A 17,952-nucleotide genomic window follows, 5' to 3' on the forward strand; every position below is an offset into this window, starting at 1 on the left:
ATGCTGAAAATCAGCCTGCAATTTTTTGCTCATAAAAAGGGTGTTGGTTCTACCAAGAACGGCCGTGATTCCGAGTCCAAAAGACTGGGCGTAAAACGCGGCGACGGTCAGTATGTACTGGCTGGCAATATTCTGGTCCGCCAGAGAGGCACCCATATCCACGCTGGTGAGAATGTTGGCCGCGGCAGCGACGATACGCTGTTTGCCACCGTTAACGGTAAGGTCAAATTCGAGCGCCTGGGCCGCGACCGCAAAAAGGTCAGCGTTTATCCCGTAGAGGCATAAGTTCACAGCTGTGAGAACGCAAAAAATCCCGGGCATTGGCTCGGGATTTTTTTATTGCTATGCAATAAAAACCGCTGCGCGGGAGTAGGTGCGCTGCGCGCTCCGCTCCTGGTGCTCGGAAAGTGGCCGCATTTTTATTGCTTTGCCCGGACGGGCTGTTTTCTTGGACGCTGTGCTTGTATGACGGGCGGTTTGGGTGGTACAATAAAGAAAAGACGTAAAATCCGCACTGCTCCCGTGCACGGTGCGGCTGTCTCCACACAATGCGCGGAGAAATGGCAGTGAAGAGCATGTTTATAGACAAGGTAAAAATCAAAGTGAAGGCCGGGGACGGCGGCAACGGCGCCGTCTCTTTCCACAGAGAAAAGTATGTGGCGGCGGGCGGCCCCGACGGCGGCGACGGTGGCCGGGGCGGCGACGTGGTCTTCCAGGTGGACACCAATCTCTCCACCCTGGTGGACTTTAAATACAAAAAGAACTATACGGCGCAAAACGGGGAGCCCGGTTCCAAAAAGCGCTGCACCGGCAAGAGCGCGCCGCCGCTCATCATCAGGGTGCCGCTGGGTACCATCGTCAAGGAGGCAAACTCCGGGCGGATTATGGCCGATCTCTCCGATCCAGAGCCGGTTGTCATCGCCAAGGGCGGCAAGGGGGGCTGGGGCAACCAGCACTTCGCCACCCCCACCCGGCAGATTCCCCGCTTTTCGAAGCCCGGTATGCCGGGGGAGACCTTTGAACTGACTTTGGAACTGAAACTCCTGGCCGACGTGGGCCTTATCGGCTTCCCCAACGTGGGAAAATCCTCCCTTATCTCGGTGGTCAGCGAGGCCAAGCCCCAAATTGCCAACTACCACTTCACCACCCTGACCCCGGTGCTGGGCGTTGTGCGGGTGGCGGAAGAAAAGTCCTTTGTCATGGCTGACATCCCCGGCCTCATCGAGGGCGCCAGCGAGGGCGTGGGCCTGGGCCATGAGTTTTTGCGCCATGTGGAGCGCTGCCGCCTCAACGTCCATCTGGTGGATGTCTCGGGAATGGAGGGGCGCGACCCCATCGACGACTTCGAGAAGATTAACTTAGAGCTGCGCAACTTCGACGAGGAGCTGTCACAGCGCCCCCAGATTGTGGCTGCCAACAAATGCGACTTAGCTTCCCCCGAGCAGGTGGCGGCCTTCCGTGCCTACATTGAGGGCAAGGGTCTGCCCTTCTTCGCCATCTCGGCGGCCACCCGACAGGGCGTGGACGAGCTCATCGATTCTGTGGCGGCCCAGCTCGACAAGCTGCCCCCCATCCTGCGCTACGAGCCGGAGCCGCTACCGGTGGAGCTGACCAGTCCCATGAGTCGGGACAAGTATGAAGTCCGCAAACGGGAGGGCATCTATGAGGTGGAAGCCGAATGGCTCATCCCCATCCTATCCACCGTCAATATGGAGGACTACGAGTCCCTCCAATACTTCCAGCGGGTGCTGCGGGAAAGCGGCATCATCGATAAGCTGGAGGAGCTGGGTATCCAGGAGGGGGACACCGTCAGCATTTACGACCTAGAATTCGACTACATCCGCTAGCAAAGGAGAATGGATACGTTAGACTTATTATCGACACAAATGAATCCCAAGCAGCTCGGTCCCATCAACCTGGCCTTTATCGGCGACGCGGTCTATGAGCTGATGGTCCGGGAGCGGCTGCTCGCCCGGTCCCCCACGGCCCCCGTCCATCAGCTCCACCATCGGACGGTATCCCGGGTGCGGGCCTCGGCCCAGTCGCTGGGCTATGAGCTCATCGAGCCCCTACTCACCGAAGAGGAGATGAGTCTTCTCAAACGGGGAAGAAACAGCCATTCCTCCACCGTGCCCAAAAACGCCGACCCCTGCGCGTACCGGCGGGCCACCGGGGTGGAGACGCTCTTCGGCTACCTCTATCTCAAAGGAGACCTTGCGCGTATCGAGGAGCTGTTTGCCGTGATTTTTGAAGGACTGGACGCCCAAGAAGTGGAAAAATAGCCGCCGCCGGAAAGGGAGGGGAAGGATATGCATGCCATATTGAGCAGCAGGAACAAAAAGGTCAATTTTGTCATCGACATCTGCGGAGACATCATCGGCACCTTCCTCTACGCCATCGCGGTACACATGTTTACCGCCCCCAACCAGATTGCGCCGGGCGGCGTGACCGGCCTTGCCACTCTGACGAACTTTTTGACGGGTTTTCCCATCGGCCTCATTTCCTTTCTCATCAACGTGCCGCTTTTATTGTTGGGATTTAAATTTATTGGACGCAAGTTCACCCTACGAACCTTGCTGACCGTCGCCCTTTCCACAGTGATGATCGACGTGGTGGTCCGGGACTTCCCCACCTTTACCGGGGATATGCTTATGGCTGCTCTAGCGGGCGGCGTCATCATGGGCATCGGCCTCGGCATCATCTTTATGCGGGGCTCCACCACCGGCGGCACCGACATCGTGGCCCGCCTCTTGCAGCGCAAATGGCCCCACATGCAGATGGGGCGGCTCATGCTGATCATCGACTGCGTGGTGCTGCTCATCGCGGCGGCCGTCTATCGGAATATGGAGTCGGCCCTCTACGGCGCGGTGTGTATCTTCGCAAGTTCCCTGATGATCGACGGCGTCCTCTACGGCACCGACAAAGGAAAGATGGCCATGGTGGTGTCGGATACCCCCGATCAGGTATCCAAGGCCATTTTGGACGGCCTCGACCGGGGCGTGACCCTCTTGGAGGGAGAGGGGGCCTACACGGGGGACCCGAAGAAGATCATCATGTGCGCGGTGCGCCCCAATCAGTTTTATAAGCTCAAACAGATCGCCCTGGAGGCCGACCCCAACGCCTTCATCATCGCCTTGGATACCTCCGAGGTGTTCGGCGAGGGTTTTAAGCGGGAAAAATAGAAGAGATAAAAACCAGCCGTCTTATAACGGCTGGTTTTTTTTGCGCGTGGGGGCGGGAGCGCTGGAGCGCGAAACGCCTGCGCATCGGGCCGACCGACGTAAGGCGGGCGGACGCCAGCCGTCTTATGACGGCTGGTTTTTTTTGCGCGTGGGGCGGGAGCGCTGGAGCGCGAAACGCCTGCGCATCGGGCGCATGGCGGAAGAAGCGGCCTCTTTCATTTGCCGGAATCAAGGGGATTCCTTTACAAACGAGGGCCCTTGCTTTACAATAGAAAGAAAAATGATGGGAAAGGGCGAAGGACCGTGCAGAAAATTGTGCTGATTCCCGACTCCTTTAAAGGGACCATGAGTTCCATGGAAATCTGCGCCCTGATGGAAAAGGCCATCCGGCGGCATTTCCCTCACGCCGAGGTCCTCTCCATCCCAGTGGCCGATGGGGGAGAGGGCAGCGTGGACTGCTTCCTGGCAGCCATGGGAGGAAAGCGGGTGCCGGTGCGGGTCAAGGGCCCCTATGGGGAGGACTGCGACGCCTTCTATGGCCAGGTGGCCGAGGACACGGCCATCGTGGAAATGGCCGCCTGCGCGGGCCTGCCGCTGGTGGGGGAGCGGAAAAATCCGGAAGAGACCACCACCTACGGAGTGGGCCAGCTCATCGGCCGGGCCGTCGGCGACGGATGCCGGAAGATTGTGGTGGGTCTCGGCGGCAGCGCCACCAACGACGGCGGCTGCGGAGCGGCCGCCGCCCTGGGTGCGAAGTTCCTCAATGACCGGGGAGAGGCTTTCGTCCCGGTGGGCGGCACCCTCACCGAGATCGCGTCCATCGACGCCGCCCCCCTGCGCCGGACTCTCGCGGGGGTGGAAATCGTCACCATGTGCGACATCGACAATCCCCTGTGCGGGGAGCAGGGGGCCGCGGCCGTCTTCGGCCCCCAAAAGGGGGCGGACCCCGCCATGGTCGAGCGTCTGGACGGGGGGCTTTCCCATCTCGCCCGGATAGCCGCCCGGGACCTGGGTGTGGAAATGCTGCATCTCCCCGGCGCGGGTGCGGCCGGTGGCATGGGCGGCGGGATGGCGGCCTTCTTTGGCTCGCCGCTTCGCATGGGCATTGAGACGGTGCTGGACACGGTGCGCTTCGAGGAGATTGCCGCCGGGGCGGGCCTCATCCTCACCGGAGAAGGGAAGATCGACGGACAGAGCCTGCGGGGCAAGGTGGTCATCGGTGTGGCCCGGCGCGCCAAGACCATGGGGATTCCGGTGGCGGCCATTGTCGGGGACATCGGGGACGATGTGGAGCGGTCCTATGCCATGGGCGTCTCTGGCATATTCAGCATCAACCGGATCGCCGCACCTTTTAAAGAGCTCCAAACCAGGTGCCGGGAAGATCTATATCGGACTGTGGACAATTTGATGGGCTTTATCGCCCGGATGGAGGAAAGAAAATGAAGCATACAGGTTACTGTGGGCTGGATTGTACCGCCTGTCCGCTCTTTATCGCGAAACAAACGGGGGATGTGGCGCTCATGGAGCGGACGGCCCGGGAATATTCCACCGAGGCCTGTACCTTTTCGGCGGGGGACATGATCTGCGGCGGCTGCCGGTCGGACGAGGTCAGCGAAAAGATGTGTCAGGGATGCGGGATGCGAAGCTGCGCCCGGGAAAAGAACGCCGATTCCTGCGCCGCCTGCCCGCAATACCCCTGCGCCGTCACCGACCAGTACATGGCGCAGGCGGAGTCCTGTTAGGAAAGCACGCAAAAAGGACCTGTGGATATTCCACAGGTCCTTTTTTTGCTGTCGATGGATTCTCATTGGGCGGCAGGAAGTTCTGCGTCTTCTGTCTGGGCCTTGGCTTTGCGTTCCAGGAGCTCGTTAATAAAGAAATTGACGCCCAGCAATACCACCACCACGGGGAAGAAGAGTTCCAGAGTGATGTGGGAGAGGAAGACGCCGAGCCCCGAGGCGAGCAGGGAGCCGCCCAGACAGGCGGCGCCTACCTGGTAGCCGATGAGCTTGTCGCTGGTGGCCTTGTCAAAGCGGGCCGGCGTCTCGTGCATCAGACAGGGGTAGACTGGGCCGATACCGACGCCGATCATACTGATGCCCACCATGGCGCCCCAGGAGGCGGGGACAAACCAGAGGACCAGTCCGCCCGCCACGGCCAGGACGAGGCCCAGCCGGATCATCCGCATGTTGCCCATCCGGTTGACCACAATGCCACAGAGGAAGCGCCCCACCATGATGGCGCCGTAATAGAGGGTGACGCAGAGCCCGGCAATGGCCACCGGCAGGGCGCGGGATTCCACCAGGACGCTGTTGAGCCACACGCCGATGGTAAATTCCATGCCCGCGTAGATAAAGAAGAGGAACACGGCCAGGGAGGGGGCAAACTTCCCGAACACCCGGGCTTTGGGGCGCGCCTCGTTGCTTTCGCCTTCCGCCTTGACGGGGCGGTCCTGCCAAAGCTTTATAAGGACGCTCACAAGCAGGATGGCGGCCAGGGTTAACTGCATGGCCGAGACGGTCCGGTAGCCGCCCCGCCAGGTGCGGCCGCTCGTCACCGCCTGGGACATGATGACCGGGCCGATGGAGGCCCCCATGCCCCAAAAACAGTGGAGCCAATTCATGTGGCGGGAGCTGTAATGGTCGGCCACATACCGATTGAGTCCCGAGTCCACCGCGCCTTGTCCGAAGCCCAGGGGCACGGTACACAGGATGAGCCAGCCAAAACCGGGGGAGAGGGAGTAGCCCAAGAGCCCCAGCCCGGTCATGAGACAGCTCAAAAAGGTGACGGTCCCGGTGCCGAGGCGGCGCAGGACCCAGCCGCTCAGAATGCTGGATAAAGCGGACATGCACAGCAGCAGGGTGGTGAGGACGCCCACACTTTCCAGCGGCAGGCCCATGTCGCCGCGGATGGAGGGCCAAGCTACACCCAGGAGGCCGTCGGGCAGGCCGAGGCTGATAAAGGAAAGATAGATGATGGTGATGAGAAACAGCGGTTTTTTATCGAATTTCAAGGTCGTTCCCCTTTCCGCCCCTGGGGGCGCTGGATGATGGTCCGGCCGCGGGCCGGAAGGGCAGGAGTGGCAGGAGCATACGGGAGGTCAGATAGGAAAGTCCCGACAGATAGTCCTCCCGGCAGGCATCGGAGTAGACAATGTCCGGCAGCATCCGGGCGGGAATGAGCTCCTTGGTCTTTTGGAGGATCTGCGAAAAGTCCACGTCATAGCGGTGGAAAAGGTCGCCGCCGATGACGATGAGGGCGGGGTTCGCAACGCAGTTGACCGCCGCCACGGCCTGGGCGATGTGCCCGGCCCGCTCCCCGTCGCCGGCAGCCCCCGCAATGGCGGCGTCCAGGGTTTTCCCGCCGCCCATGGGGAGAAAGCCCAGCTCTCCGGCGAAGTTTTTGTCGCCCCGCACCACCTTGCCGTCAGCGATGACGCCGGCGCCGGTGCAGCTGACGTTAAAATGGATGTAGGCCATGTTGACCTGCTCCGGCGAGCAGCCGGGGTGGCTTTGGCTATAGCGGCGGCAAAAACCCAGCGCGATGGCGTTGAGGTCGTTTTCCAATAGGACGGGAAGCCCCAAGGCCGCCCGCATTCGTTCTCCGATATCATTGATGACCCAGTGATCGCAGTCGCTGACGAGGAAGCCGCCCTCCTCCACGATGCCGGGCACGCCCAGCCCCACGGCGGTCACCTGCCGCTCTTCCCGGCACCAGAGGGCGAAGTCCAGCGCTTCCTCTTCGGTGCGGCTGGGGGAGAGGGCTTTTTCCCCCTCCTCTAGCGTCTCGCCCATCAGGGAAGCGATGCGGTAGTGGAGCTGCTCCCGGTCCAGATAACACAGGAGCATCCGGTTGCGATGGGGGGAGAGGGCATACCGCTGGGGCCGCCGTCCGCCGCTGGATTCATCCAGCGCGCTCTCCACAATCTCCCCGAGCTCCACGAGTTCTTCGAGTAGGGTACGCACGGTGGTCACGCTCATCCGGGTGTGGCTGGCGATCTCCCCCCGGGTGGCGCTCCCTAAGGAGAGCAGGGTGTGGTAAATGAGCTCCATGTTCATTTTTTTGATGAGTTCCGGCTTTCCCGGCTGTGATTGCATCCCAATTTCCCCCTTTATTTACGAGCCGACCGCAGGCGGTCGAGCACTTCGTCCTCACTGCCCCGGCAGTCCGCCGATCCCAGCCGGATGCTGGGCTTGGTCTTCCCGTGAAAATCACTGCCACAGGTGGCGATGCCGCCCAATTTTTCACACCAGACGCGATAAAATTCCGTCTGCTCCGGGGTGTGGTAGCTGCTGTAAACCTCCATCCCGCACACGTCCTCCTTAAAGACGCTCTCCATGAGAGGCACGCGCTCCTTGAGGTTGTTGCCGGGGTGGGCGAGAATGGGCACGCCGCCGGTGCGGCGGATGAGGGCGCAGGCCTCCCGGAGGCTCTGGTAGGTGACGGGGGAGAAGAAGGGTTTGCCCTGGGCGCAGTGGTCCCAGTAAAAATTGACGAAGGGGTTGTCGCTGCGTTCACCGCCCGGATAATAGGGGGCCATGAGGGGTGGCTGACGATCTTGGTCCACGGCCAGGGCGGCCTCGGCGATCATCTCGCTGGTGACCACGCCGTTGCGCGACAGAGAGCGGGCGAAGTCTTCGTCAAACTTAATGCCCGCCGCACGGACAAGCCTCATCCGTTTTTGACAGGCGGCCCGGTCCTGTGCCAACAGATTTTCCTCCACCGGGCCGTACTCCCTTTCGTCGGGCTCGATGAAGTAGCCCAGCAGATGGAAGTTGACCCCGTCGTGGGTGCAGTCGAGCTCCACCGCCGGGATGAGCTCCAATTGCTCCTCCTGGGCAGCGCGAAGCCCCGCCGCTATCCCGCTGACACAGTTGTGGTCGGCGATGGCCGCCGTCCGTAGCCCGGCCTTTTTGCAAAGGGCCATCAGCTCCTCCGGTGTATACTGCCCGTCGTCGCTATAAAGAGAATGCATATGCAAATCGAGTGTCCCCATTCACTTGCTCCTTCCTTCTTTTAACAGAAACTTTTATAAGTTTACAACAAAAGTATAGCCGAAGAGGAAATCTTTGTCAAGACGAAAATGGGGGAGGTTGCTAAGGCGCGAAGGGCATATCTTTTGAAAGGAAGCGCACCCCTGAGGGCAGGGTATTTTCTTTATGGCGGTAAATGCGGCGAGGCGGGGACGAAATGCTGATCCAATAGGTGATCCGGCATAGTACCAGCTCCCGGTTTGAGCTGACGGCGGCGCATGGACGGTGTTGGCGCTGACGCCTGAGGATTCAGGTGACAGCGCTTGCCGCACGACAGTATTTCGGATGTCTTGCGCTTGGGGAAAGGGGGCAGGCGGCGGGTGTTTCCTCTTTCGGCAACAAAAAAGGCCGCCCCTAGGCGGCCTTATGCGTTTCTATTTTTTTGCCGGAAGGATTTCCAGCCAATAGCCGTCGGGATCGGAGATAAAATAGATTCCCATGGCGGCGTTTTCATAGCAGATACAGCCCATCTGTTTGTGCAGTTCATGGGCCGCGTCGAAGTCATCGGCGGTGAAAGCCAGATGGAATTCGTTGTCGCCCAGGTCGTAGGGATTGGTGCGGTCCCGCAGCCAGGTCAGCTCCAACATATGGCCGGATGCGCCATCGGTCAGATAGACGAGAATAAAGCTGCCGTCCTTGGCCTCTTTTCTGCGGCACTCGGTGAGTCCCAGCGCTTGGCTGTAAAAGTCCAGGCTCTGCTGCAAATCCATGACATTGATATTGTTATGGGCAAAGGTAAAGCTCATTGTCTTTCTCCTTACTTTAACTCCACAAGTGAAGAGGTCACTTGCTGTGGTTCCTCTATTATAGCGGAAACCAAAGGCGAATACAATGAAAGAACGGTTAAACTTTCGGCAATATGCTGTAACTATTTTGTCTAATTTTGTGAATATTTCCCTACGTAATTATGAAGGCTTTTTTAAGATTTTTGCCAATCCATTGACATTCCTGACAATTCGTCATAAAATCCGTTAAACAAGGGGAGAAAGGCGCATACTAAAATGGTCAGCTGATGTAATCCTCAATTAGACGGCCCAGCTCCTCGGAATCCCGTACATACACCCCGCTCTTTAACTCTTTGACGTCAAATTCCGGCAGATTCTTGGTATAGACGTTAAAGACGATGTCCGGCGTCACGCTGTTTGCCTCAAAGACGGCCAGTTTGCCGCCGTAATCCTTGAGCACATATTGGTAATCGCCCACCGGGACGGACGACTCCGCCACCAGAGCCTGCTCGTCGGCCCCTGCCTGGCCGGTAAAGAACGCGGCCGCGAAGGCCGCTGTTATTAAGACCATCAGGACACAGCCGATATATGCAAATGTTTTACCCATGAAAACACACCTCCGGATTTGCTGCGCGGGCATGAGGCGCAGACAAGCATTGTTTAACCATAGTGTTGACATTCCCACCCGCCGCTATGCGCCGGAGAATGAGAAATATTCCAAGGCTTTTTCTAAAATTCGTTAACATATTCCAGTCACTTTATGATATAATGATATGGTTACTAAGGAGGCGAGTCCAGCCTATGAAAGAAAACCGCAAGAAAACTACTCCGGCGCCGGAGAAAAAAACAAGCTCTCCCGCTGTCAGGGGAATCAAACGGGTTTTTTCCATGATCGGCAAGGTGCTGGCAACCTGCTTTTTCATCTTGGTCATCACCGGCTGTGTTGTAGGCACCGTGCTCACTGTTCACGTGATGGATTATGTGGACAAGGATGTAGTCGTCGATCTGCGCTCGCTCAAGCTCGATTCCACGACCATCCTCTACGCCAATAATGCCGAGGGACAGCCCTATGAGCTCAAGCGCTTGCAAAGCCCGGACAACAGTATCTGGGTGGGCATCGATAAAATCCCGCAGGACATGCAGTATGCTGCCATCGCGGCCGAGGACGCCCGGTTTTTGAAGCATGAGGGCGTGGACTGGAAGCGGACCATGGGCGCCTTTGTCAACATGTTCATCAAAATCTATCCCACCAAACAGGGCGGTTCCACCATCACCCAGCAGTTAATTAAAAATGTGACGGGAGATAATGAGGTGCGTGTCGACCGCAAGGTGCGGGAAATCTTTAACGCGCTCAACCTGGAAAAGGAATACTCCAAACAGGAAATTATGGAGGCCTACCTCAACGTGATACCGCTGGGCAACGGTGTCAAGGGCGTGCAGGCGGCGGCCAACCTCTATTTCGGTAAAGACGTCAAGGATCTGTCCCTGGCCGAGTGCGCCTCCATTGTGGCCATCACCCAGTATCCGGAGCTGAGAAATCCGTTTAAGAATCCGGAGGAGAACAAAATCCGTCAGGAATATGTGCTGGATCAGATGTTGGAACTGGGCTTTATTGATCAGAAACGGCACGACGAGGCCATCAAGGAAGAGCTCACCTTCCGCAAAGAGGAATATATTGAGGAGCAAAACGAGATTCAGAGCTACTTTGTGGACTATGTCATCGATGAGGTGCTCCACGACCTGATGGAACAAAAGGGCTACGAGAAATCCTACGCCACCCAAATGCTCTATAAAGGCGGTTACCGCATCTATACAACGGTGGATGAGAGTCTGCAAAAATCGGTGGAGGCAAGCTATCTGGACGACGCCACTTTCCCAGGTGTGCGCAATCCCGAGCCGCCTCAGTCCTCCTTTACTCTGCTCGACTACAACGGCGCCATCAAAGCGCTGGTGGGCGGACGGGGAGAAAAGACCGGCGACCGGGTCCTCAACCGCTGCACTGGTATCACCCGTTCCAACGGTTCTACTATGAAGCCCATTTCGGTTTACGGACTGGCCATTGAAAAGAACCTGGTGACTTGGTCTACCATGATCGACTCGACCCAGCATACCTACACCGAATACGACAACTGGACCCCCATCAACTACGATAGCTACTACGGCGATGAAAACGGCCATGTTTCCACGGCCGAGGCCATTCGCCGTTCCACCAATACGGCGGCCATCAATGTCTGTAATCAGTTAGGGCCGCGGACCTGCTTTGACTTTTTGAAGAACAAGCTCAATATGTATAGCCTGGTGGACAGCCGGGAGGTCGGCGGAAAAATTTACACCGATATCTCCCTCTCCTGCATGAGCTTGGGAAGCCTCACCGACGGCGTATCCCCGCTGGAGCTGGCCGGCGCGTTCCAGATTTATGGTAACGGCGGCCTCTTCACCCCGACCCATTCCTACACCAAGGTCCTCGACAGCGACGGCAATGTGGTGCTGGAAAACAAGGAGAATCCCACCCGTGTCCTCAGCGAAGAGACGGCCGTCATTGTCAACAAGATGATGCAGGGCGTTGTCTCCGGGGCCCATGGCACCGGTTATAACGCGAAATTAAACGGCGTCACAGTGGCCGGTAAGACCGGTACCACCACTGACGATAAAGACCAGTGGTTTGTGGGCCTGACCCCCGAGTATGTGGGCGTGGTTTGGATGGGCTACGACATCCAGCAAAAAATCTCTTACAGCGTGTATCCCCCTCCCCTGGTGTGGAAAAACGTCATGGGCAAAATCTATGAAAACCGTTCTTCCGGTTCTTTCCCGGAGAGCACCAAGGTGGTTGCCAAGGAGTTCTGCACCGTGTCCGGCGACCTGGCCACCGAGAACTGCCCCTCCACCGAGACGGGCTACTATAAAGCCAGCAACATTCCAGGCACCTGTATCGAGCATCTGTTGCCTCAGGATAACATCGACGAAAACGGCATTGATCATGATACCGGAAAGCCCTGGTGGAAAACGGACGATTAAGCCCACAGAGAGAAATAGCGATGTTGTTGATTGGATAATTGATTGATATTGATAAAAAATAGCCGCGAAAGCGGCTATTTTTTTTGCGCAAAGGGGCGGAGCGCGAGAAGCGCGGATGGCCAGCGCATTTATGATATGGTGAAACCATATCAATAGCCGCGAAAGCGGCTATTTTTTTTGCGCAAAGGGGCGGAGCGCGAAAAGCGCGGGAGCCCAGCGCATTCATGATATGGTGAAGCCATAGCAGTTTTTATGCTGCGACAATAAAAAAGCAGCGTTTTTCATCACGCTGCTTTTATTTTATGCAGTTTTTCATGGAAGGGTGAGCCCCCAAGCTAGTGCTGATAGAGCTTGAGGTGTTCCTTGTCGCACAGCCATTTGAGGAGGATGGCCAGGATAGGCATGAGGATCATTCCCAACACCCCCATGGTCTTGAGACCGAAATAGATGGCCACCAGGGAGAGGACCGGATGCAGGCCGATCTGGTCGCCGACGATTTTGGGCTCGATGATATTGCGGATGACGGTGACGATGAGATAGATGACCGAGAGCCCCAGAGCCAGCTGATAGTCCTGCCGGATGAGCTCCACGATGATCCAGGGCACCATGATGCCCCCGGTGCCGATGACGGGCAAAAGGTCCAGCAGGGCGATGAGGGCCGCCAGAGGAATGGCGTAGTCTAAACGGATGATGAGAAAGCCCACCGAGAGCTCGGCAAAAGTGATAAACATGAGGATAAGATAGGCCTTGATCATTTTGAGCACCGTGTGGACAAGAAAGTCTTTGATGTCGAAGAGCAAGGTGCGGTGGCGCTCGGGAATCTGCCGTGCCAGGAAGCTGACGATGTTTAAATAGTCCATGCTGATAAAGAAGGTGGCGACGATGGAGAAACCCAGGGTCACCAGCATGGAGGGCACATCCTTGACGATTTCGGTGATGGTGGCCGCGGCGGAGGCGGAAAGGCTCAGGATGATGGACTCAAAACTCTCGGAGATGGCGGTGAGCAGGCGTAAGGTGGCGTCGGCGGCGGAGGGGAAGAGCTTTGCCATTCCGTTTAAGAGCAGGTCGCTGATTTTGCCTACCGCCGGCCCCAGGCTGGAGGAGTATATTTCCGGGAACTGAGCGAAAAGATCGCCGGCTTCCACCAGCAGACGGGTGCCGGCAAACCAGAGCAGGACGCCAAGCAGGGAGAAGACGAGCAGGATGGAGAGGATGGCGCAGAACTTTTTGGGAAAGGGGAGACGCTTACTGAGAAACTCGATGACGGGCTTTAAACAGAAGGCGATGAGCAGTCCGATTATGAAGGGAAGAAACCATACAAAGACGTAGTTGACACAAAAATAGATCACCACAAAAACAGTGATGAAGAAAAGGGTGTTGATGATAAAATTGACGCGGCTTTGATGATCCAAAAACGTCACTCCAAACGGCGGCCTTCGCAAAGATCATGCGAAAGACGGAAATTCTCTGGGAAAGAAATACATAGAAATGATATTATTGTAACCAGTCGCCGGGGGAAGATGCGCCAAACGGGAAGCTTGTTTTCCTGAGAAAGACAGAAAATCAGGAAGCACTTATTCCCAAAGACAGAATTTTTTCTCCAGTCGGGTCTCACTTTCCTGTGAAAATTAGACAAGGGAAAGACGATATGTTTTAAGAAACTATTGAAATCATTCATCAACGTGAGAAAATGGAAGAATAAAGAAGGAGGGGAAAGGTAATCCAGAAAATTTTAGTTTATTCGGCAATAAACCGAACATTTTGTGGATATTTGCCCTTGTGAAAAGTCTGCCAACCGTGTATAGTGTATTTATTCGCGAAACAGGCGTATTTGGGAGGTGGACTTTTTGGATCATACTACGCAGTATCTTTTGGTGGATACCAAAGTTCTGCCGGAGATCTTTTCTAAGGTGGTAGAGGCCAAACATCTGCTGGCCTCGGGTAAAGCGAAAAATTCCTCGGAGGCCGCCCGGATGATGGGCATTTCCCGCAGCGCCTTCTATAAATATAAAGACAGCGTATATCCATATACCAGCAATGTTTCAGAAAATATCATCACCATCTACGCGGCGCTGCTCGATGAACCCGGAGTCCTCTCCCGGTTTTTGAGCGAGCTGTACCAGGTGGGCGCCAATGTACTGACGATCAATCAAAACATTCCGGTGGACTCTGTCGCGCCGGTTTCCATCTCTGTGAGCCTGGAAGGGCTGACCATCAGCCGGGAGGAGCTCTTTCAGAACCTCAGGCAGGTGGAAGGCGTGGCCGAGGTCCGCAGGGTATCGGGTCAATAAAAGAAAGATGAGGTGCCAGTTATGTTCCAGATTGCGTTGATGGGCCACGGTGTGGTCGGTTCCGGTGTGGCGGAGGTTTTCTATAAAAACCGCAAGAGCATCGAAAAAAGAGCGGGGCAGGAAATGGAGATCAAGTACATCTTGGACCTCCGGGATTTCCCGGGCCTTGCGTACAGCGACAAATTTATCAAGGATTTTGAGACCATTGTGAACGATGACGAGGTCAAGGTGGTAGCGGAGGTCATGGGCGGCCTGCACCCGGCGTTTGAATTTGTCAAGCGCTGCCTGGAAGCGGGCAAGAGCGTGGTGACTTCCAACAAGGAGCTGGTGGCCGCCAAAGGCGCGGAGCTGTTGGCCATCGCCAAGGCGAAAAACGTCAACTTCCTCTTTGAAGCCAGTGTCGGCGGCGGTATCCCCATCATCCGGCCCCTCCACCAGTGCCTGGCCGCCAATGAGATCGACGAGATCGCCGGCATCCTCAACGGCACCACCAACTTTATCCTGACCAAGATGATTAGAGAGGGCATGGCCTTCTCCGACGCGCTGAAGCTGGCTCAGGAGCTGGGCTACGCCGAAAAGGATCCCACAGCCGACGTGGAGGGCATCGACGCCTGCCGCAAGATCTGCATCCTGGCGTCCATCGCCTTTGGAAAGCACATCTATCCCGAGCATGTGTACACTGAGGGCATCTCTAAGATCACCCTGGAGGACGTGTCCTACGCCGAGGCATGGGGCGGCGTCATTAAACTCATCGGCCGGGCCAAGCGGGACGAGAACGGCAAGGTGACCATCATGGTCAGCCCCGCCTTTGTCTCCGGGGAAAGCCAGCTCGCCAGCGTCAGCGACGTCTTCAACGGCATCCTGGTCCGGGGCGACGCCACCGGCGACGTGGTCTTCTACGGCAAGGGCGCCGGAAAGCTGCCCACCGCCTCCGCAGTTGTGGCCGACGTCATCGACTGCGTCAAGAACTGGGGCATCTTCAAAGCGCCGTTCTGGGTGGCGGAAGAGGACGACGCGGTCCTCGATTACAAGGACACCGAGATCGCCTTCTATCTGCGGGTGCGGTGCGACGAAGCCGACAAGGCGCTAAACAAAGCGAAGGAGCTCTTCGGCGAAGTTACCCCGCTGCGCGTGCCGTCGCTCACCGGCGAGGTGGGATTTGTCACCGGTATCATCGGGGAGGAGCAGGCGCAGAAGGCTGCTAAAGCCATGGAAAGCGCGGGCTATCCGGTCCTCGGCAAGGTGCGGGTGCTCGATTACTAAGGCAGAACTTATGAGGGGAAGACAGAGAATCCAACACGAGATAAAAGCAGGTGAACCGATTGATACAAGTCAGAATACCAGCCACCAGCGCGAACATCGGCTCTGGTTTTGACAGCTTGGGGCTGGCGCTGAACCTATACAATTACATTTATATGGAGCAGATCGACGGGATAGAGATAAAATCCAGAGATCACACCCAGGTCCCCACGGGGGAAAACAATTTAATCTACAAAACCGCCAAGCATTTGTTTGAAATCTGCGGAAAACCCTTTACCGGGCTTCACATTGAGCAAGAAAACAACATACCTATGACAAGAGGGCTCGGCTCGAGCTCCGCGTGCATCGTGGGAGGACTTTTCGGCGCCAATACGTTGATGGGCAATCCCTTGAGCCGGGAGGAGCTGGTCAATTTTGCCGCGGTGATGGAGGGCCATCCCGACAACTCCACCCCAGCCATTCTGGGGGGATTGGTCACCGCTGTCATCGACGACGGCAAGGTCTACTGCGTCAAGCAGGAAATTACCGAAAAGCTGCGCTTTTTTACCTTTATTCCCGACTTTGAGATGAGCACCGAGATGGCCCGGGCGGCCTTGCCCAAGGTCATCGACCACCGGGACGGCGTCTTCAACCTTTCCCGAGCGGCCCTGATGTCGGTCTCCCTTTACAGCGGCAATTTCCAGAACCTGAAGATCGCGGCCCAGGATAAGCTCCACCAGCCCTACCGGTTGGGACTCATCCAGGATGGAGACAAGGTCTTTGACCTGGCCTACGAGCTGGGTGCCTACGCCGCCTATATCAGCGGCGCCGGTTCGACGCTGATGGCCATTGTGGATGAGGCGCAGGCGGACACATTTGAAAAAGAGGCCCGGGCGGCGCTCGACCGGATGGGACACGCGAGCTGGGAGTTAAAAAAGCTGATGATCGACAACCTGGGTACACAGGTTTCAGTGTAATTGATGGAGGGAATGCAATGAGTCTGATTGTACAAAAATTCGGCGGCAGCTCGGTTGCCAATGCCGAAAGGGTCTTCAATGTGGCCAGAATTGTGACGGACACCTATCAAAAGGGAAACAACGTCATCGTCGTCGTCTCCGCTCAGGGCGACACCACCGACGATCTGATTGAGAAAGCCAAGGAAATTAACGAAAACGCGTCCACGCGGGAGATGGATATGCTACTGGCGTGCGGCGAGCAGATTTCCATTTCGCTGCTGGCCATGGCCATCGAGAAGATCGGCTGTCCGGTAGTCTCCCTGACCGGCTGGCAGGCGGGCTTCGTCACCGACTCCAACCACGGCATGGCCCGCATCCGCCGCATCAACAAGGAGCGGATTGAAAACGAGTTCGCCAAGAAAAACATCGTCATTGTGGCGGGTTTCCAGGGGCTCAACCGGTACGATGATATCACCACCCTGGGCCGGGGCGGCTCGGACACCAGCGCCGTGGCGTTGGCCGCGGCCATGCACGCGGACCTGTGCCAGATCTACACCGACGTGGATGGCGTTTATACCGCCGACCCGCGGATCGTCAAGCACGCCCAGAAGCTGACGGAAATCTCCTTTGACGAGATGCTGGAGCTGGCCTCTTTAGGCGCACAGGTGCTCCACAACCGCTCGGTGGAAATGGCGAAAAAGTACAATGTGAATTTAGAGGTCCGTTCCAGCCTTGTGAAAAAACCGGGAACGATTGTGAAGGAGGTTGTCAGTGTGGAAAAGATGTTGATCAGAGGGGTAGCGAGGGACAACGATGTGGCCCGCATTTCGGTGGTGGGACTGCCGGATAAGCCGGGTATCGCGTTTAAGGTGTTCTCCCTGCTGGCCGGAAAGAAGATCAATGTGGACATCATCCTCCAGTCCATCGGCCGCCATGGCACCAAGGATATCAGCTTTACCACCTCTCGTTCCCACAAGCAGGCCGCCCTTGACACCCTGCACGAGCATATGCAGAGTATCGGCGCCGAGGACATCATCTGCGAGGAGAACATCTCCAAAATCTCCCTAGTGGGCGCCGGCATGCAGTCGAACCCCGGCGTGGCCTCCAAGATGTTCGAGGCGCTGGGAGAGGCGAACATCAATATCCAGATGATTTCCACCAGCGAAATTAAAATTTCCATCCTCATCGATATCAACGATTCGGAGAAGGCCTTGAACGTCATCCACGACGCCTTTATCCACGACTAATCAATTTAACTACATAAGCACAGGGGCGCTCTAAAAAGCGCCCCTGTTTTTTTGGCCCTGGGAACGGGGGCGACAGCACTGATTTTTTGTGATTTTTCTCCGTCAAAAAAGAAAGGTGGACTTGTTTCTCTTTGGCGTTAAAGCTGGCAATTTCCACAAAAATATCGGGATGTCTTTTACTTTTTATAAACATCATTGCATTACATTTCGCTGGGATATATAATATGAGCAGGATTCGCATCATACAACTAAGGGGGTATATCC

Annotated in this window: 18 protein-coding genes; 11 read left to right on the top strand and 7 right to left on the bottom strand. The window is 56.8% G+C overall.

The annotated features are described in order from the left end of the window. From rpmA to H8709_RS01190, 6 genes are all read left to right on the top strand, one after another. Positions 1-285 carry a 50S ribosomal protein L27 gene (gene rpmA, locus H8709_RS01165; protein ID WP_262396541.1) on the top strand — a complete coding sequence of 95 codons (285 nt, stop codon included), beginning with the start codon at positions 1-3 and terminating at the stop codon, positions 283-285. 290 nt (positions 286-575) lie between these two features. Next, on the top strand, positions 576-1,847 hold the full coding sequence (gene obgE, locus H8709_RS01170) for a GTPase ObgE (RefSeq protein ID WP_262396979.1): 1,272 nt from the start codon (positions 576-578) through the stop codon (positions 1,845-1,847). A 39-nt stretch (positions 1,848-1,886) separates the two neighbouring features. Further along, positions 1,887-2,282: a Mini-ribonuclease 3 gene (locus tag H8709_RS01175; protein ID WP_262396542.1), complete on the top strand. Its 396-nt coding sequence runs from the start codon at positions 1,887-1,889 to the stop codon at positions 2,280-2,282. 27 nt (positions 2,283-2,309) lie between these two features. Further along, complete coding sequence (locus H8709_RS01180; protein ID WP_262396543.1) at positions 2,310-3,182, top strand: YitT family protein; 873 nt, start codon at positions 2,310-2,312, stop codon at positions 3,180-3,182. Positions 3,183-3,485: 303 nt separating this feature from the next. Next, complete coding sequence (locus tag H8709_RS01185; RefSeq protein ID WP_262396544.1) at positions 3,486-4,625, top strand: glycerate kinase family protein; 1,140 nt, start codon at positions 3,486-3,488, stop codon at positions 4,623-4,625. Then, on the top strand, positions 4,622-4,924 hold the full coding sequence (locus tag H8709_RS01190; RefSeq protein ID WP_262396545.1) for a DUF3795 domain-containing protein: 303 nt from the start codon (positions 4,622-4,624) through the stop codon (positions 4,922-4,924). Before H8709_RS01185 ends, H8709_RS01190 begins: the two co-directional genes overlap by 4 nt. A 62-nt stretch (positions 4,925-4,986) precedes the next feature. On the opposite strand, the gene H8709_RS01195 is transcribed toward H8709_RS01190, so the two are convergent. The 5 genes from H8709_RS01195 to H8709_RS01215 form a co-directional block, all read right to left on the bottom strand. Further along, positions 4,987-6,195 carry an MFS transporter gene (locus H8709_RS01195; RefSeq protein WP_262396546.1) on the bottom strand — a complete coding sequence of 403 codons (1,209 nt, stop codon included), beginning with the start codon at positions 6,193-6,195 and terminating at the stop codon, positions 4,987-4,989. Further along, positions 6,182-7,279 (bottom strand): ROK family protein, encoded by a 1,098-nt coding sequence (locus tag H8709_RS01200; RefSeq protein WP_262396547.1) that lies wholly within the window; start codon positions 7,277-7,279, stop codon positions 6,182-6,184. The genes H8709_RS01195 and H8709_RS01200 overlap by 14 nt, the downstream gene beginning before the upstream one ends. Positions 7,280-7,293: 14 nt before the next feature. Continuing rightward, positions 7,294-8,157, bottom strand: coding sequence for a PHP domain-containing protein (locus H8709_RS01205; RefSeq protein ID WP_262396548.1), 864 nt, complete (start codon positions 8,155-8,157; stop codon positions 7,294-7,296). 432 nt (positions 8,158-8,589) lie between these two features. After that, complete coding sequence (locus H8709_RS01210; RefSeq protein ID WP_262396549.1) at positions 8,590-8,961, bottom strand: VOC family protein; 372 nt, start codon at positions 8,959-8,961, stop codon at positions 8,590-8,592. 259 nt (positions 8,962-9,220) lie between these two features. Next, positions 9,221-9,547, bottom strand: coding sequence for a hypothetical protein (locus H8709_RS01215; RefSeq protein ID WP_262396550.1), 327 nt, complete (start codon positions 9,545-9,547; stop codon positions 9,221-9,223). Positions 9,548-9,741: 194 nt separating this feature from the next. Here H8709_RS01215 and H8709_RS01220 point away from each other — a divergent pair, with 194 nt between their 5' ends. Further along, positions 9,742-11,955 (top strand): transglycosylase domain-containing protein, encoded by a 2,214-nt coding sequence (locus H8709_RS01220; RefSeq protein ID WP_262396551.1) that lies wholly within the window; start codon positions 9,742-9,744, stop codon positions 11,953-11,955. 335 nt (positions 11,956-12,290) lie between these two features. Here H8709_RS01220 and ytvI read toward each other — a convergent pair whose 3' ends face one another. Further along, a complete protein-coding gene (gene ytvI, locus H8709_RS01225; protein ID WP_262396552.1) occupies positions 12,291-13,367 on the bottom strand; it encodes a sporulation integral membrane protein YtvI in 1,077 nt (358 codons plus the stop codon). Positions 13,368-13,802: 435 nt separating this feature from the next. On the opposite strand from ytvI, the gene H8709_RS01230 reads away from it, so the two are divergent. Genes H8709_RS01230 through H8709_RS01245 form a run of 4 tightly spaced genes read left to right on the top strand, consistent with a single transcriptional unit; the run spans position 13,803 to position 17,688 of the window. Then, positions 13,803-14,246, top strand: a complete 444-nt coding sequence (locus tag H8709_RS01230) for an ACT domain-containing protein (protein ID WP_262396553.1) — start codon at positions 13,803-13,805, stop codon at positions 14,244-14,246. A gap of 21 nt (positions 14,247-14,267) precedes the next feature. Then, positions 14,268-15,509: a homoserine dehydrogenase gene (locus H8709_RS01235; protein ID WP_262396554.1), complete on the top strand. Its 1,242-nt coding sequence runs from the start codon at positions 14,268-14,270 to the stop codon at positions 15,507-15,509. A 59-nt stretch (positions 15,510-15,568) separates the two neighbouring features. Continuing rightward, the gene (thrB, locus tag H8709_RS01240) at positions 15,569-16,462 is read left to right on the top strand and encodes a homoserine kinase (RefSeq protein ID WP_262396555.1); all 894 of its coding nucleotides are present in this window, start codon (positions 15,569-15,571) and stop codon (positions 16,460-16,462) included. A gap of 17 nt (positions 16,463-16,479) precedes the next feature. Then, positions 16,480-17,688, top strand: a complete 1,209-nt coding sequence (locus H8709_RS01245) for an aspartate kinase (RefSeq protein ID WP_262396556.1) — start codon at positions 16,480-16,482, stop codon at positions 17,686-17,688. Here the strand turns inward: H8709_RS01245 and H8709_RS01250 are convergent. Next, positions 17,675-17,932, bottom strand: a complete 258-nt coding sequence (locus tag H8709_RS01250; RefSeq protein ID WP_262396557.1) for a hypothetical protein — start codon at positions 17,930-17,932, stop codon at positions 17,675-17,677. The genes H8709_RS01245 and H8709_RS01250 overlap by 14 nt on opposite strands. Positions 17,933-17,952 lie beyond the last annotated feature (20 nt).

Source organism: Zongyangia hominis (assembly GCF_014385095.1).
GTDB classification, from domain to species: domain Bacteria; phylum Bacillota; class Clostridia; order Oscillospirales; family Ruminococcaceae; genus Zongyangia; species Zongyangia hominis.

What these genes read in the sequence shown, in the direction of transcription:
- H8709_RS01250 (WP_262396557.1), bottom strand. Translation starts at nt 17,932, where the DNA reads ATGATGCGAATCCTGCTCATATTATATATCCCAGCGAAATGTAATGCA.
- H8709_RS01235 (WP_262396554.1), top strand. Translation starts at nt 14,268, where the DNA reads ATGTTCCAGATTGCGTTGATGGGCCACGGTGTGGTCGGTTCCGGTGTG.
- H8709_RS01180 (WP_262396543.1), top strand. Translation starts at nt 2,310, where the DNA reads ATGCATGCCATATTGAGCAGCAGGAACAAAAAGGTCAATTTTGTCATC.
- H8709_RS01190 (WP_262396545.1), top strand. Translation starts at nt 4,622, where the DNA reads ATGAAGCATACAGGTTACTGTGGGCTGGATTGTACCGCCTGTCCGCTC.
- H8709_RS01205 (WP_262396548.1), bottom strand. Translation starts at nt 8,157, where the DNA reads ATGCATTCTCTTTATAGCGACGACGGGCAGTATACACCGGAGGAGCTG.
- H8709_RS01220 (WP_262396551.1), top strand. Translation starts at nt 9,742, where the DNA reads ATGAAAGAAAACCGCAAGAAAACTACTCCGGCGCCGGAGAAAAAAACA.
- H8709_RS01175 (WP_262396542.1), top strand. Translation starts at nt 1,887, where the DNA reads ATGAATCCCAAGCAGCTCGGTCCCATCAACCTGGCCTTTATCGGCGAC.
- H8709_RS01245 (WP_262396556.1), top strand. Translation starts at nt 16,480, where the DNA reads ATGAGTCTGATTGTACAAAAATTCGGCGGCAGCTCGGTTGCCAATGCC.
- H8709_RS01215 (WP_262396550.1), bottom strand. Translation starts at nt 9,547, where the DNA reads ATGGGTAAAACATTTGCATATATCGGCTGTGTCCTGATGGTCTTAATA.
- H8709_RS01200 (WP_262396547.1), bottom strand. Translation starts at nt 7,279, where the DNA reads ATGCAATCACAGCCGGGAAAGCCGGAACTCATCAAAAAAATGAACATG.
- obgE (WP_262396979.1), top strand. Translation starts at nt 576, where the DNA reads ATGTTTATAGACAAGGTAAAAATCAAAGTGAAGGCCGGGGACGGCGGC.
- rpmA (WP_262396541.1), top strand. Translation starts at nt 1, where the DNA reads ATGCTGAAAATCAGCCTGCAATTTTTTGCTCATAAAAAGGGTGTTGGT.
- H8709_RS01210 (WP_262396549.1), bottom strand. Translation starts at nt 8,961, where the DNA reads ATGAGCTTTACCTTTGCCCATAACAATATCAATGTCATGGATTTGCAG.